Below are 15,799 nucleotides of genomic sequence, written 5' to 3'. Positions count from 1 at the left end.
TAAAACATGGCAACTAAAATCAGATTGCAAAGACACGGTAAAAAAGGACGTCCTTTTTACCACGTAGTAGTAGCAGATTCACGTGCTCCACGTGATGGTAAATTCATTGAGCGTTTAGGGTCTTACAATCCAAACACAAATCCGGCGACTATCGTTTTGGATTTTGAAAAAGCGTTGGATTGGTTGAATAAAGGTGCACAACCTACTGACACAGCTCGTACTATCCTTTCGGATAAAGGCGTTCTTTACAAAAAACACTTACAAGGTGGTGTCAAAAAAGGCGCTTTCGACGAAGCCGCCGCTGAAGCAAAATTTGCTACTTGGACAGAAGCTAACGAAGCTAAAATTTCGGGTAAAAAATCAGGCTTAGCGCAAACTAAAGAGGAAGCTAAAAAAGTTGCTCTAGCCGCCGAAGCTAAGAAAAAAGAAGAAAAAGCAGCTGCTATCGCAGCTAAAAATGCTCCTGTAGCTGAAGAAGCTCCTGCTGAAGAAGAAGTAGAAGCTCCAGAAGCAACTGAAGGTGCAGAAAGCACAGAAGAAACTGAAGGTTAATCTTTCACAAAGTATTCAGGAAAGCCGGATCTTAGGAGCCGGCTTTTTTTATATCTCCTTCGGTGCCCGACATTTTTTTACATTACAACATGACACTAGATCAAAGTTTTTATATCGGTTATATCTCCAAGACCAAAGGCCTAAAGGGTGAAGTTCAGATCTTTTTTGAGTTTGAAGATTACATGGATTTGGAATTTGATGTACTCTTTGTGGAAGAGAACAAGAAACTTGTCCCGTATTTCGTGGATGAATTGAAATTACAAAAAAATAGTACCGCCTACGCTAAATTTGAAGATATCGATCATATTGACAAGGCTCAACCGCTATTGCGCAAGAAAATCTATCTGCCGAATGATAAAATGCCCGTGCGTGATCCAGATGATTTTCGATATTCAGATTTAATAGGTTATTTGGTGGTGGATGAACATCATGGCGAATTGGGTGAGATTACTGCTGTAGAGGAAATGCCGCAGCAGTTTATCGCTACGGTAAATATGAATGGGAAAGAGTTGATGTTTCCACTTTCCGATGATCTGATCCTTGCAATAGATGGAGAAGAGAAAATCATCGAAGTAAAGTTGCCCGAAGGACTGGTAGATTTGTATAGGGCGTAAAATAATTTTGACTTTTTACTTCTTATTACCGATATTAGCAACGCTTATAGAGAAAGGTAGAGGGAATAGACCCGCTGAAGCCTTAGCAACCTGACACTTAGTCAAGGTGCTGCATTCTACTCGTAATCGGTCGGGAAAGATAAGCTGAAACACGAAACCCTTGCGTTTTCTCTAAGCCTAAAACTATAAAATCAAATGAAATCTGCATGCTTTACTAAGCAAGAAGGCCATGGTGAATATAGCTCATGCCTAGCTGCGGTAGGCAAGTTTCATCACCTTTAAGATAATTTATTTAGATGAAAATCGTTGATCATATTAAAAACGCGAAGGGAAAGACATTGTTTTCTTTTGAATTATTACCTCCCGCAAAGGGACAAGGTATTCAAAGTATTTTTAAGACAATGGATGAACTTATGGAGTTCAGGCCTCCGTTTATTGATGTTACTTATCACCGCGAAGATTACCTGTATAAACAGCATGATAATGGACTGCTCGAGCGAGTTGCATACCGCAAGCGTCCGGGTACTGTAGCTATTTGTGCAGCCATCATGAGTAAATATAAAGTTGATGCTGTACCACATTTGATATGCGGAGGATTTACGAAAGAGGAAACGGAGAACGCACTTATCGATCTTAATTTCTTAGGGATAGACAATGTGTTGGTTCTTCGTGGCGATGCGCGTAAAGGGGATTCGGATTTTATTCCTACGCCAGGCGGACATGCGTATGCCACCGACTTAATGCAGCAAGTAGCAGATATGAACCGTGGCCAGTATTTGCACGAGGACATCGAAATATCATCGAAAACTGATTTTTGCATCGGCGTTGCAGGTTATCCGGAAAAACACTTTGAATCACCCAACTTCAACACAGATTTTAAATGGTTGAAAAAAAAGGTAGATATGGGAGCGGAGTTTATTGTTACACAGATGTTTTTCGACATTGAAAAGTATAAATCGTTCGTAAACAAATGCAGACAACATGATATCCATATTCCGATCATACCAGGGCTGAAGCCACTGACTACAAAAAAGCAACTAATAGCCCTTCCGAAGATATTTCACCTCGACATCCCTGAGGAGCTAAGTGATGCCGTGGACCAATGTAAAAATAATATTGAAGTGCAAGAAGTCAGTACGACATGGATGGTCGATATGTGTCAGGAACTCATCAAATTTGGAGCGCCAGTGCTGCATTTCTATACCATGAGTAATCCCGGGCCAACAAAGAAGATTGTCGAAAGGCTTGCTTAGAGAATTTCAATATGGTCAATTCGAAAAATTGCCTATTCATTTTTAGTAAATTGCCTATTCAATTTGGGTAAATTGAATAGGCAATTTTTTTGACACTGTACGCTGCGTGTAGCAAAGCTTTTCAAAGCTTATTTGTTTTTCTCGAACTGGATTTTTTCCAAAGCTTTCTTCATCTGTTTTCCGGCAGTGAAAATAAGTCTTCTTTTGTAGATGTTTTCTTCTGAAACCTTGTTTGAGGTTTCGCTTCCGGTACTGTTGGCACTCATTCTAAACGAACCGAAATTGCCAAGCCTTACAATATAACCGTCTGAAATAGCCCGTGGGATTTCACGTACCAGGCTTTGGAGTACAGCATACACATCAGCTTCTGTTAAGGAAGATGCCTGCGAAATTTCGGCAGCTAAATCATCTAAGGTCTTTTCGCCCGAACTAATGGGGCGGGCATAAAATTTCTTTGGTGCGTTGGGTTCAATGCGGTTGCCAATTTCGTGGACATTGAATTTTATTGCCATGATCGACGTTTAAGTTTATGGATAGTGTGTAGTCGGAATCTTTCAACACAGCACAAACATATCATTCTTGTGGAAAATATCCAAACAAATATGTAGACATTTTTGATCCTCTTTCTCTCGGCATTTCCTTTTATTTTAACTAGAAACACTTCTGGGTATGTGGGCATGAGCGAAACGCGTCTTTTGTTAAATAGTGTTAATCCATTCGATATACAGAATCTAGTGTTTAACTTTAATCTTAAACAACTAATTCCTAGGATATGAACTATGCTAAAATTAACAATGTTGTAGGCTGGCTGTGTGGAGCTATTGCTACGATGGTGTATATTGCCACTGCCGATAGGTTTACCAGCTGGTGGGATACTGGGGAATTTATAGCATCGGCGTATAAATTAGAAATTGTACACCAGCCGGGAGCTCCACTGTTTCTAATGCTTCAGAATTTGTTTTCTAATTTTGCTTTCGGCGATACTTCCCGTATCGCCTTTTGGATGAATATAGGATCTGCAATTTGTAGTGGACTAACCATCGTATTCCTTTTTTGGACAATTACTGCTTTGGGGCGTAAAATAATCAACAAGAACGGTGAAGGTGCCAATTGGCATATACTGCAAATTATGGGAGCCGGAGTGGTTGGTGCTTTAGCCTATAGTTTTACGGATACATTTTGGTATTCGGCGGTAGAATCTGAAGTGTATGCCATGTCCTCTCTATGTACCGCTGTCGTATTTTGGTTGGTTTTAAAATGGGAAAGAAGAGCCGACGAAGCCGATGCAAACAAATGGCTGCTGATGATTGCCTATGTAATGGGACTATCTATCGGTGTGCATTTATTGAACTTACTTACTATCCCTGCATTGGCGTTGGTAATTTACTTTAGAAAGACAGAACAAATAACTTGGAAGGGCATTGTGAAATCTTTGGGATTGGGCATATTGGTATTGGCTTTTATATTGTGGGGTTTAATTCAATATATGGTAAAATTTGCGGCATATGCTGATCTATTCTTTGTCAATACGTTAGGGCTCCCTTTTGGATTTGGTATCGTAATTTTTACGTTGTTGATTATTGGAACTTTAATTTTTGGTGTGATTTATTCCATTCGTAAAGTCAAGCCAATTTTGAATGTTGTTGTTTTAGGAATTTGCTTTGTTCTGGTGGGTTTCAGCTCATATTCTATGCTTTTGATACGTGCGCAAACTAATATTTCATTGAATAATAACGGTCCGGATAATGTGTTTTCTTTCTTAGGTTATTTAAGCCGAGAACAATATGCCAGTGAGCCGCTGTTGAAAGGGCCCAATTTTGATGCAAAAGTAAAGGAGGCGCAGTCGCAATATACCTATCGCAAAGACGAAACCGGTTACACCAAAATTGAAACCAACCGCAAATATACTTATGACAAAGAAATGCTTTTCCCGCGGATGTATAGCGAAAAACATGCCGCCTATTATCAGCATTATTTAAATCTAAATCCAGCGCAATCACCTACTTTTGCGGATAATTTGAATTTCTTTTTCTCCTATCAGTTGAATGATATGTATATGCGTTATTTTATGTGGAATTTTGCCGGAAGGCAAAATGATAAACAAGGACATGGCACCTATACGGAGGGGAATTGGCTTTCAGGGATTAGTTTTTTAGATAATGCCCGTCTCGGCGGACAAGAAGCATTATCTCTTTCCATGCAATCTGACCCTTCAAGAAACAATTATTTTTTTCTACCGCTATTGTTAGGTGTAATGGGTTTGCTTTGGCAGATCAAACGCAGCAAACAGGATGCATTGATTGTCGCACTTTTATTCTTTTTTACGGGGATTGCGATTGTCATTTATCTTAATCAGACACCAATGCAGCCGCGCGAGCGCGACTATGCCTATGCAGGTTCATTTTATGTTTTTGCCATTTGGATAGGTCTAGGAGTATTAGGCCTTATCGATCTTATGAAACGAAAGATTACGTTAAGGTCTGCTTCTCTTTTGTCGTTTGCAATTTGTCTGATAGTCGGGCCCGTCCTGTTGATCACCGAAAACTGGGATGATCACAACCGAGCAGATAGAGCGTTGGCAAAGGAGGTTGCATTCAACTATTTAACATCCTGTGAACCCAATGCCATTTTGTTTACTTATGCGGATAACGATACCTTTCCTCTGTGGTACCTGCAGGAGGTCGAGGGAATTCGTACCGATGTGCGTATTGTCAATTTAAGTTATTTGCAGTCGGATTGGTATGTGAAGCAAGCTATGCAAGATATAAACGAAGCAAAGCGTCTGCCTTTAAATTTTAAGCCATCAAAGATCGCAAAAGGGGTTAGGGATGGTTTGCCTGTGGTAGACATGAATTTAGAAACCCATACGGATGTGAGGGCTTTGGTGGATATTATGTTATCGGATAACCGAAATAACCAAATCCAGATGCAGAATGGCGAATACGTCAATATACTCCCTACAAAAAAAATACGGTTATCAATAGACAAAGATTCTGTGATTCGAAATAAGGTTGTGCCAAAGGATTGGGAAAAGGCAATTCCAGACCATATGGAATGGATCTACAATAAAGATTATGTAAGCCGGGCAGAACTTTGTATGATGGAAATATTGGCCAATAACAATTGGGAGAGGCCTATTTATTTTGGCATGATGCTTCCTGTAGAGAGCTTTATGGGATTGGATAAATACTTAGTTTCTGAGGGGTTTGTATATCGATTAATGCCCGTAGAATTGAATCAGGTGTCAGATGAAATTACATTAGTAAATAGCGACACCCTGCATCGTAATATAACCCAAAAATATGGATGGGGTAATATGAATACATTAGATTATTTTGATCCCGATTCCAATTTCATGTACGAGAATTTTATTTTGAGTAACGTCTTTGTGAATTCATTGACATCTTTAATGACTGAAAACAAATTTGATCAAGCAAAAGAGGTCGCCTTGATTGCATACGACAATATGCCTAAAAAGGTGTCAAGTATGAAACAGGCATATTTCAACAGCGTTATCGTGGATACACTCTATAAAACGAAAGAGTTGGAAAAAGCCAGATTGCTTACGGATAAAAATTTAAGATTCGTGGATGAAGAACTAAATTATAATTACGCTGTCATGCAGGATAAAAAGGCTGCTTTAGATGGGAGAGAGGTGAGATTGGGGTTTGCATCTTTAGATAATTACCAAAAGATATTATCGGATGCGGGTGATGAAAAACTATTGGCCGCTACTGTGGCACTGAATGATAAATACAAGAAGATTTACCTTCAATAGAATATACAAAAGGAGGCTTTAGCCTCCTTCTGTATATTATCCTTTTTTGATTTCTTTTGCCCAGGAATCTTTTAGTGTTACCGTACGGTTAAAAACTAAATGATCGGGAGAAGATTGGGTATCTAGTGTAAAATACCCCAAACGGATAAATTGATATCCTTTACCTGCTTGTGCTGTAGCTAGATCAGGCTCAATATAAGCTTTGCTGATGATTTGTAAGCTGTCTGGATTGATGGAAGATTTGAAATCTTCCGCAGCAACCGGGTTCTCATCATGGAATAAGCGATCATATAGACGTACCTCAGCCTCCTTGGCATGAGGTACAGATACCCAATGGATGGTTCCTTTTACTTTTAATCCCGAGGTATCCTCACCCGATTTGGAGTTAGGGATGTAGTTACAGTGTATTTCGATCACCTTTCCTTCGGGATCTTTCACAAAATCATAGCATTCTACGATATAGGCATGTTTTAATCTAACGGATAAACCGACTCCTAGGCGGAAGAATTTCTTTGGAGGTTCCTCCATGAAATCGTCACGCTCAATCCATAATTGCTTTGTGAAAGGAATATGACGGAATCCTTCTCCTCCCTCGACTTCCGGGTTGTTTTCACCGGTTAATTCTTCTACCTGCCCGTCCGGATAATTTGTAATCACCAATTTGATGGGATCCAATACCACCATGCGACGCCATGCCGTTTTGTTCAGATCTTCGCGGATGCAGAATTCCAGCAGACTGACGTCGATCATATTTTCACGCTTCTGAACGCCGATTTTATCACAGAAATTGCGAATACTGGCTGCTGTATACCCTCTTCGGCGTAAACCTGAAATTGTAGGCATGCGAGGGTCGTCCCAACTTTCAACAAATTTTTCGTTTACTAATTGTAGCAATTTTCGCTTGCTCATAACAGTATATGTCATATTCAAGCGAGCAAACTCATATTGTTTGGATGGAAATATTTCCAACTTTTCAATACACCAGTCATATAACGGACGATGTGGAATGAATTCCAGCGTACATATAGAATGCGTAATTTTTTCTATCGAATCCGATTGTCCGTGCGCAAAGTCATACATCGGATAAATACACCATTTATCTCCAGTACGGTGATGGTGCACGTGTCTGATACGGTATAATAACGGATCGCGAAGATGCATATTGGGGTTAGCCAGATCTATTTTCGCACGTAATACTTTTTCCCCATCCCTATATTTACCCTCGCGCATCTGTTGAAAGAGCATTAAGTTTTCCTCAACGGAACGACTACGGTATGGCGTTGGTATCCCTGGTTCAGTAGGGGTACCTTTTGATGCTGCAATTTCTTCCGCCGTGCTGTCGTCAACATAAGCTAATTCTTTTTTGATTAAATCTACAGCGTATTGGTACAATATTTCGAAATAATCGGAGGTGTATAGTTCCTGTGCCCATTGAAACCCAAGCCATTGGATGTCACGTTTTATACTTTCGACATACTCGGCGTCTTCTGTAACAGGATTAGTATCGTCAAAACGTAAATTAGTCAATCCGTTATATTTTTGGCTTAAACCAAAATTTAAGCAAATTGATTTGGCATGGCCGATATGAAGATAACCATTAGGTTCGGGGGGGAAACGTGTCAGGACTCTTCCGTCATGTGTTCCTTTACGAAGATCCTCTTCAATAACTTCTTCGATAAAATTTAATGATTTTTCTTCCTCTATCATGTAGCAAACTTAGATAACTTTCCTTTTTTTCACAAGTAATAGTTTTCATCTGCATAAAATAGTTATGTCAGGATGATCGTTTCCTCCAAATGAGCACGATCTTATTTACGGTGGTATAAATTAATTTTATGTATTTTCGGAATAAATACCGTGCAAATGAAATTTCGTCTTTATATTTTTATATACCTCATCAGTCCCATACTACTAATGGCGCAAAAAAAAACTAAGCCAACCTTATTGGTATACGGGTGTGATATAGAAGCCTTTACTGCTGCTGTGCAAAGCGCGCAATCCAGCGTCCCTACACTTTGGGTGATGGAGCAAGACCAAATCGTGCCATCGCTTACTACTGGGGCCACTACTATTTTATCTAACGCTAATTTAGATGGAGGTATTTGGATGGATGTGTTAATGAAAATAGCGATGAGCAAAGAGATCAATGATTCCATCGCACAAATGGTAAAACGAGATATCAGTCCACGACTAGCAATGAATGCGTTGGAAAAAATCATTTCTGAGCAGCCCAATCTCACTGTAATGAAGTCATTATCTGTGCAATCGGTGTTACGAGGCAAAAAAGATTGGGAAGTCACCTTATCAAACAAACAGAAACATACCGTACGCGCGCTCATTGATGCCACGGAAGAAGGGAAATTAAAGTCGTTGGTAAAAGGTATGGAGGGTTATTATAAGCCCGGAAGAATATCCCCTGCAGATGCGCATTCATTGGATCTATCACGTACTACGGTTGCCGTAGGCGAAGTAGACAGTGTTGTGTATTCCTATGTTTTGAATAATATACTGAGCCAATCAAATCAGAACCTGTTTCCGACACAATATCTGATTCAGGTTGCTCGCAATGCCGAGAGTATACCCCTGCGCGCGCAACTTGGTCAAACGTTGGGTGCAATAGCGGCATATTGTGCATTTTTCAAGACCACAGCAGACAAGATCGACACACGCAAGTTGCAAACAGAGTTGATAACCTTTAATGCTAGATTGTTACCCCTTCACGATATTCCGATTTCCCATGTCCATTATCGCGCAGTTGAAAAAATGTATCTCGCGGGCCTATTGACAGGAAAGAAAAAAGAGGACAATTATGTTTTTGATAGCAAAGACAGCATTAAGTTTGAAGAAATCAAACCCATATTTAATCAATTGCATTCAAGAAGTCAGCTGTGGTTCATGGATAATGACGGTGAATATCTGACCTGGAAAGATCTTTTAAGCTTGGTCAGGTTCGTGAGTTTTAGAGGAATGGAGATGGATGCACAAATCAAAAAGGACTGGTCTAACAAGTTAAAGTTTGTTGGTGAGTTTGACCAGGACAGCATAGTAAGCCGGGAGGAATTTGCTGTGATCGTTGGGAAATATGCCGATCCGTACGTCAAGGGCGTTACCACCGAAGGTACTATTCTGAGATAAATCACAAATATAAAAAAGCTCCGACAAGAAGCTTGTCGGAGCTTTTTTATATCCTATTTATAGGCGAACACGTCTCCTAGATCGTCATTGCTGGTAAATGTCGAATCTAAGTTAATAAGTTCACCCGTACCTATGTTTACAACCATGCCGTGTATTGCCAAATCTTCACGATCTTTCCATGCGTTCTGGACGATAGAGGTTGTGCATAAATTGAAAACTTGCTCCTTTACATTTAACTCTACCAACCTATTAGTTTTCTTTTCTGCGTCTTCAATAGCATCGATCTCTGCAGCGTGAAGTCTATATACATCTTTTATGTGGCACAACCAGTTGTCAATGATCCCATATTGGTTGCGGCTCAGTGATGCTGCGACTCCTCCACACCCGTAATGACCGGCTACAATCACATGTTTTACCTTCAATACGTTAACAGCATAATCGAGCACTGACAGCATACTCATATCGGAGTGTACGCACATGTTTGCAATGTTACGGTGTACAAATACTTCACCAGGCTTTTTACCTGTCAGCTCATTTGCTGGTACGCGGCTATCTGCGCAACCGATCCATAATATTTCTGGACTTTGGCCTTTTGCTAGTTGTTGGAAACGACCCGTTGTATCTTCGCTTACAAAATTAACCCAGTCTTTGTTTCCGTCTAATATTTTTTTAAAACCTAATTCTAATTCGTTATTTCCCATATTTTTAAATTTAGAATAGCGTAAAAGCTATTCAAGATACAGCATTTAATTTAGTTTTTTAAATTACCTTTTGAAGTTTCTGTTTCTTCCGGTATGTTTTTTTTTTATAATTTATATCGTTTAGTTCGATTTCGAGGCCTTTACTTAGTGCATTTTGCTCAAAATCTTTAATCACCTCGATCACATCTTTATCTATGAATTTGCTGTGTTGGCCATTAATTACTACCCGATTTACTGATTTTGGAAGGTTGTATAATTTCTGTTGGATAGGCACTTTATTAAGGAATGAAACTTCCTCAGCCAGTGTTAAAGTCGCTTCGTTTTTAAAATCACCTTCTTCAATATTAAACTTATATGCATTCTGCATGTTCGCACGAAGAATGTAGAACGTTGCGACAACAATTCCTATCCCAACACCCATTAATAAATCAGTAGCAACAATTGCCACTACGGTAATAGTAAAAGGAATAAACTGATCCAAGCCTTTGTGGTATATCTTTTTGAAAAGTGCAGGATTCGCCAGTTTATAGCCTGTGTGTAGTAAAATTGCAGCTAAACAAGATAACGGAATCAAATTGATAAGGGAGGGAATAGCCACCAATGCGGCAAGTAGCCATATACCATGAAAAATGGCTGATTGGCGGGTTCTACCCCCGGCATTTGCATTTGCCGATGAACGTACAATTACGGACGTCATCGGTAAGCCTCCCAAAAGGCCACTAGTCATGTTTCCGACACCTTGCGCTAACAATTCTCTATTCGTTGGAGAATTGCGTTTAAAAGGGTCGAGCTTATCTATCGCTTCGATACTCAGCAGCGTTTCTAAACTTGCGATAATTGCGATGGTGAAGGCTACTATCCAAACATCCTTGTTTAGAATTTGTGTAAAATCAGGAAACACAAACAACCCCGTAAATTCGGTAAATGAGGATACCACCGGAATGGATACTAGATGATCTGGATTTAAGCCCCAAGAACTACCTGCGAACGCCATGCTTAGTCCTACTCCCACAAGCACAACCACTAGAGGAGCTGGAACCTTATTTAACGTTTTGATCTTCGGCCAATATATGAGTATTGCCAATGACAAAAAACAGATTATAGCGGCTCCCCAGTTTACTGCTGAAAAAATGGTGTCAGAAAAAGCTGTAATTCCGCCTCCGTTATCCAGTTCAAAAGCGTGAGATTCAGAAAGACCTACTGCTAAGGGAAGTTGTTTTAATATGATAGTAATACCTATCGCCGCGAGCATCCCTAGAATCACAGCTGAAGGAAAATAATTTCCTATCATTCCAGCTTTCAAAATACCCAGAACCAACTGTACCGCACCGGCAATTAACACCGCTAATGTAAAGGTTTCATAGGCGCCGAGGTCCTGTATAGCACCTAATACGATAACCGTCAATCCAGCGGCCGGTCCGCTGACACTAAGTGGAGAACCCGAGATAGACGCTACCACAATCCCCCCAATAACACCTGTTAATACTCCGGCAAATAATGGCGCACCGGATGCCATTGCAATACCCAAACATAGGGGTAAAGCTACCAGGAATACAACAATACTCGCTGGTAAGTCATATTTTAAGTCCCTTTTCGATAATTTTAGAAAAGCAGACATACGAGTTCCTAACATAATTTCTATAAAATTTTTTTTAAAAATCTACTGAATAATCACAACACAGACTAGTTTAGCTAAGCTGTTAGCAAACAAATCATAAATACGATGCGTAAATTTAGCAGTTAGGAGGGGGGGTGGGCACAGTAGGGTGGTAAGAGGTAATACTCCGTTCGTTTTGAAGATAAGTCTTACTCTGGCTCTGGTTTTCGATGGTGGGATTAAAAGCTAAGAAATCTATAGCATCAGGTTTGAATACTTTTACGCCATGCTCATGAAGATCTTCATTGTTAGAATTGCTATTGCTTTTTGCACTTTCAATTTCCAGTTGCATGACTACCTGAAGGATAGTTCCTTGGTCAACATTGTCGATAAAAATAGGCGTAGCAGAAATCAGCATCTTCGTAAAGAAGATAAAGAAGCAAATCTTTGCTGATACTATTCTATATACCTTATTATACATCTATTTTCTTTATTGTACTTTCACAAAAATAAAATAATTCGTTAGAAAGCCAAGCTTTTTTTTAATTATATGGTATAAATATTACAAAACTTCTTATAAAATCTACATAAATTAACGATTTGTTAATATAGAAAACCTTGTCTTGTTAAATATTGCAATAATCTCTCCAAATATTTATAAATTCGATAGCTGAAACTTTTGTTTATTGCGAATTATATTCTGAACTGTTTCCGCCTAATTAAGTTATTGAAGTTTAATAAACGTATTTTTTAAAGAGTTGAATTTTTATTAATAATACTATGAGCCAACCATTTATCGATAAAATTAATGCCTCTTATAATCCCAAGGGTTCTTTTATACAACTGGGGTCGGGGATACTTAAGGGAGAAGTCATTACGGACGCTAAAGTGAATTTGGCATTAAAGATGATGAACCGTCATGGTCTTATTGCCGGTGCTACAGGTACTGGTAAGACGCGCACCTTGCAGCTGATGGCCGAACAACTTTCGGATGCAGGCGTGCCGGTATTTATGCTAGACGTCAAGGGTGATTTATCAGGGCTCGCTGAACCGGGTAATACAAACGATGCGTTATTGGAGCGGGGTAGTCTCGTTGGCATTCCGTTTATCCCTGCCGCGTTTCCCATAGAAATTTTTTCCATTAGTGGCAAATTGGGTTCTTCTATGCGTATTACAGTAGAAGATTTCGGACCAATACTTCTTGCTAGAATTCTGGATCTTAATGAAACGCAGTCAGGCGTATTAAGTGCTATGTTTAAATATGCAGATGACACCAAATTACCTTTGGTTGATCTCGATGACCTCAAGAAATTATTGTCATATTTATCTGAAGGCGCGGGAGCAGAGGAGATCAAGGCAGATTATGGGAAGATAAGTACGGCTAGCGCAGGGACGATATTACGAAAAATAGTTGCCATTGAACAACAGGGGGTCGCGCATATCTTTGGAGAAAGGGAATTTGATATTCAAGATTTATTTGGGAAAGTAGACGGTAAAGGTGTGATTACGCTCTTAAATATAGCAGATATCCAAGATCAACCCCTATTATTTTCTACGTTCCTCTTGAGCCTTCTAGCACAGCTTTTCAAAAAAATGCCGGAGGTTGGTGATGTAGAAAAACCTAAATTGGTGTTTTTCTTTGATGAAGCGCATTTGCTGTTTAATGGAGCGTCTAAAGCTTTTTTGATGCAGGTAGAGCAGATTGTGAGGTTGATCAGATCCAAAGGGATAGGGGTGTTCTTTTGTACACAAGCGGCTACAGATATTCCTGAGAGTGTTTTAGGTCAATTGGGTAATAGAATCCAACATGCACTGCGTGCTTTTACACCTAATGACGCAGAAAACCTCCGTAAAACCGTAAAAACGTACCCTACATCCGAATTTTATGAAATCGATAAAGTTCTTACCTCGCTAGGTACTGGGCAAGCGCTGATTACGGTATTAAATGATAAGGGTATTCCCACAGAAGTCGTAGCTACGCATCTCGTTCCAGCGCGGGCGATAATGGGACCTGCTAATCCGGAGATGTATAACACTATCGTAAGAAATTCCGAATATTATTCGAAATATCAACAAAGAGTAGAGAGACGTACAGCGTCAGAAATTATAGTAGAGCGTCAAACTTCTGCTGAAGCAAAACGTGTGGAAGAAAAAGCGCAGGAGGAGGCTGAAAAGACAACTAAAACCAATACGTCTTCCAGGTCACGCAGGCAAACACCTTTGGAGGCAGCTCAAACACAAGCTAGTCGGACACTCGCCCGAGAAGGTGCTAAATTGCTGGGGAAAATTGCCAATGGGATATTAAATTCAATATTTAAAAGGAAATAGGCTCATCGAAAATAAATCGATAAAACGCGGAGCACTCATGCAATAAAAAATGAATAATGTTTTTCTATTAAGCTTTGGCGAATGCAAAGCATTTTATCTAAGTTTGTAGGATACGTAAAGGAGTTAACAAGATAAATTTATAATGAGCAAACCTACTTTATTAGTACTTGCTGCAGGAATGGCAAGCAGATACGGTTCTTTGAAACAAGTTGATAGCTTTGGTCCTCATGGTGAGACTATTATTGATTATTCTATCTATGACGCCATAAAATCGGGATTTGGCAAAGTAGTTTTTCTAATCCGTAAGGAATTTGAAACGATAATGCGAGAAAAATTTGACGAAAAATTGAAAGGTAAAATAGAGGTGGATTACGCTTTTCAGGATTTTGACTTACGTAAATTTGGTGTAGATAGAGATATTGTACGCGAAAAGCCTTGGGGTACAGCTCACGCTGTAATGAGCGCGAAAGATAATATTCATGAACCTTTTTGTGTGATTAACGCGGATGACTTTTATGGTACGGATGCATTTCAAAAAATGGGTCTATTCCTTACTACAGAAGTTTCCGATACCCACATGTCATTAATAGGCTTTAAGGTAGGTAACACGATGTCAGACTACGGTTACGTGTCGCGCGGGGTTTGTGAGGTGACTCCTGAGGGCAATATGGCGTCTGTGAAAGAACGAACGAATATTTATTATGTAGATGATGAAACAACAAAACATAAAAAAATTGTTTACGAAGAGGACGGTGTTCAATATAATCTTAATGCCGACTCCCGTGTCTCTATGAATTTTTGGGGATTTACGCCAAAGGTGTTTGAAGTTGCACTGGATATGTTCCCTGCGTTTGTGGAAGAGAATAGCGAAAATTTAAAAGCCGAATTCTTTATCCCTTCCGTTCCGGATTATATGGTAAGACATGGCTTAGCAGACTTCAAAGTGATACCGACGTCTGCCAAGTGGTTTGGTGTGACGTATAAGGAAGATAAGCCCATTGTACAGGAATCGATTTCAAGATTAATAGAAAACGGCACTTATCCAGAGAAATTATTTTAAGCAATTATCTGTTTAAAAACGATGATGATGAAAGGCTTTTCCAAATTCGGATTAGCTTTTTTTTATGACTTATAGCTTATGAAAATACTACTCGTGTTGACTTATGTTGTTGCTGGGCTTCTTTTTGTAATCTTCATTTATTTTGGTGCAGAGTTTATTTTGTCGCGTATTCCAGCTGTTAAAAAGAAGGTTTCCACATCAAAGGATGTAACCATTTACCTTCTCTCTAACGATGTACATACAGACCTTGTCTTTCCTGTGCAAAATGATTTGATGAACTGGTCGAGCATTTTTCCATTTGATAAAACCCGCGGTAAAGATACTGCTCAGCAGTGGGTTTCTATTGGTTGGGGTGATAAAGGTTTTTATCTCAAAACTCCCGAATGGAAGGACTTGAAAGTTTCGACAGCATTGATTGCCGTTTCGGGACTAGGTGAAACGGCTTTACACGTTACGTACTATAAAGATATGACAGAAAGTTCGCTTTGTTATAAAATAGCGATCGATTCCAATCAATATAAACTACTTGTAAATTATGTTTTAGCGAGTTTAGATAGCGATTCCGAAAATAATGCAGTATATATTGAGACCACAGCACAGTATAACCAGGATGACGCATTTTACGAAGCTAAAGGAGCATACAATCTCCTTTTTTCCTGTAATACATGGACTAATAATGCATTGAAAAGGGCTGGACTTCCGTCTGGAGTTTGGACCGTTTTTGATAAAGGGATTTTAAGGCATTACCGATAAGGTAAACGAAAAGTCAGTATTCGATAAC

General features: G+C 39.4%; 13 protein-coding genes and 1 riboswitch. Of the genes, 8 read left to right on the top strand and 5 right to left on the bottom strand.

Translation table 11 applies throughout. The annotated features are described in order from the left end of the window. Positions 1-6 precede the first annotated feature (6 nt). The 3 genes from C4F40_RS18720 (at position 7) to metF (ending at position 2,419) form a co-directional block, all read left to right on the top strand. Positions 7-552, top strand: coding sequence for a 30S ribosomal protein S16 (locus tag C4F40_RS18720; RefSeq protein WP_196940949.1), 546 nt, complete (start codon positions 7-9; stop codon positions 550-552). A gap of 89 nt (positions 553-641) precedes the next feature. Next, positions 642-1,166 (top strand): ribosome maturation factor RimM, encoded by a 525-nt coding sequence (gene rimM / locus C4F40_RS18715; protein WP_196940948.1) that lies wholly within the window; start codon positions 642-644, stop codon positions 1,164-1,166. Between the two features lie 41 nt (positions 1,167-1,207). Continuing rightward, a riboswitch (SAM riboswitch) is annotated at positions 1,208-1,312 on the top strand. 150 nt (positions 1,313-1,462) lie between these two features. Next, the gene (metF, locus tag C4F40_RS18710; protein WP_196940947.1) at positions 1,463-2,419 is read left to right on the top strand and encodes a methylenetetrahydrofolate reductase [NAD(P)H]; all 957 of its coding nucleotides are present in this window, start codon (positions 1,463-1,465) and stop codon (positions 2,417-2,419) included. A gap of 128 nt (positions 2,420-2,547) precedes the next feature. On the opposite strand, the gene C4F40_RS18705 is transcribed toward metF, so the two are convergent. Next, positions 2,548-2,931 (bottom strand): HU family DNA-binding protein, encoded by a 384-nt coding sequence (locus C4F40_RS18705; RefSeq protein ID WP_196940946.1) that lies wholly within the window; start codon positions 2,929-2,931, stop codon positions 2,548-2,550. Between the two features lie 260 nt (positions 2,932-3,191). Here C4F40_RS18705 and C4F40_RS18700 point away from each other — a divergent pair, with 260 nt between their 5' ends. Further along, positions 3,192-6,197, top strand: a complete 3,006-nt coding sequence (locus tag C4F40_RS18700; protein WP_196940945.1) for a protein O-mannosyl-transferase family — start codon at positions 3,192-3,194, stop codon at positions 6,195-6,197. Positions 6,198-6,233: 36 nt separating this feature from the next. On the opposite strand, the gene C4F40_RS18695 is transcribed toward C4F40_RS18700, so the two are convergent. Beyond that, positions 6,234-7,904 carry a glutamine--tRNA ligase/YqeY domain fusion protein gene (locus C4F40_RS18695; RefSeq protein ID WP_196940944.1) on the bottom strand — a complete coding sequence of 557 codons (1,671 nt, stop codon included), beginning with the start codon at positions 7,902-7,904 and terminating at the stop codon, positions 6,234-6,236. A 156-nt stretch (positions 7,905-8,060) separates the two neighbouring features. On the opposite strand from C4F40_RS18695, the gene C4F40_RS18690 reads away from it, so the two are divergent. Continuing rightward, on the top strand, positions 8,061-9,332 hold the full coding sequence (locus C4F40_RS18690) for an FAD-dependent oxidoreductase (protein WP_196940943.1): 1,272 nt from the start codon (positions 8,061-8,063) through the stop codon (positions 9,330-9,332). A 53-nt stretch (positions 9,333-9,385) separates the two neighbouring features. On the opposite strand, the gene C4F40_RS18685 is transcribed toward C4F40_RS18690, so the two are convergent. The 3 genes from C4F40_RS18685 to C4F40_RS18675 form a co-directional block, all read right to left on the bottom strand. Continuing rightward, positions 9,386-10,033 (bottom strand): carbonic anhydrase, encoded by a 648-nt coding sequence (locus C4F40_RS18685; protein WP_196940942.1) that lies wholly within the window; start codon positions 10,031-10,033, stop codon positions 9,386-9,388. Positions 10,034-10,091: 58 nt separating this feature from the next. Further along, positions 10,092-11,666: a SulP family inorganic anion transporter gene (locus C4F40_RS18680; RefSeq protein WP_196940941.1), complete on the bottom strand. Its 1,575-nt coding sequence runs from the start codon at positions 11,664-11,666 to the stop codon at positions 10,092-10,094. 100 nt (positions 11,667-11,766) lie between these two features. Further along, positions 11,767-12,111 (bottom strand): hypothetical protein, encoded by a 345-nt coding sequence (locus C4F40_RS18675; protein WP_196940940.1) that lies wholly within the window; start codon positions 12,109-12,111, stop codon positions 11,767-11,769. Positions 12,112-12,410: 299 nt separating this feature from the next. On the opposite strand from C4F40_RS18675, the gene C4F40_RS18670 reads away from it, so the two are divergent. The 3 genes from C4F40_RS18670 (at position 12,411) to C4F40_RS18660 (ending at position 15,771) form a co-directional block, all read left to right on the top strand. Further along, positions 12,411-13,958 carry a helicase HerA-like domain-containing protein gene (locus C4F40_RS18670; protein ID WP_196940939.1) on the top strand — a complete coding sequence of 516 codons (1,548 nt, stop codon included), beginning with the start codon at positions 12,411-12,413 and terminating at the stop codon, positions 13,956-13,958. A 142-nt stretch (positions 13,959-14,100) separates the two neighbouring features. After that, positions 14,101-15,018, top strand: coding sequence for a sugar phosphate nucleotidyltransferase (locus C4F40_RS18665; protein ID WP_196940938.1), 918 nt, complete (start codon positions 14,101-14,103; stop codon positions 15,016-15,018). A gap of 78 nt (positions 15,019-15,096) precedes the next feature. After that, positions 15,097-15,771: a TIGR02117 family protein gene (locus C4F40_RS18660; protein ID WP_196940937.1), complete on the top strand. Its 675-nt coding sequence runs from the start codon at positions 15,097-15,099 to the stop codon at positions 15,769-15,771. Positions 15,772-15,799 lie beyond the last annotated feature (28 nt).

The organism is Sphingobacterium pedocola (assembly GCF_015209965.1).
Classification (GTDB): Bacteria; Bacteroidota; Bacteroidia; order Sphingobacteriales; family Sphingobacteriaceae; genus Sphingobacterium; species Sphingobacterium pedocola.
Note: the sequence above shows the minus strand (reverse complement) of the source record. Positions and strands in the feature narration are given on the sequence as shown.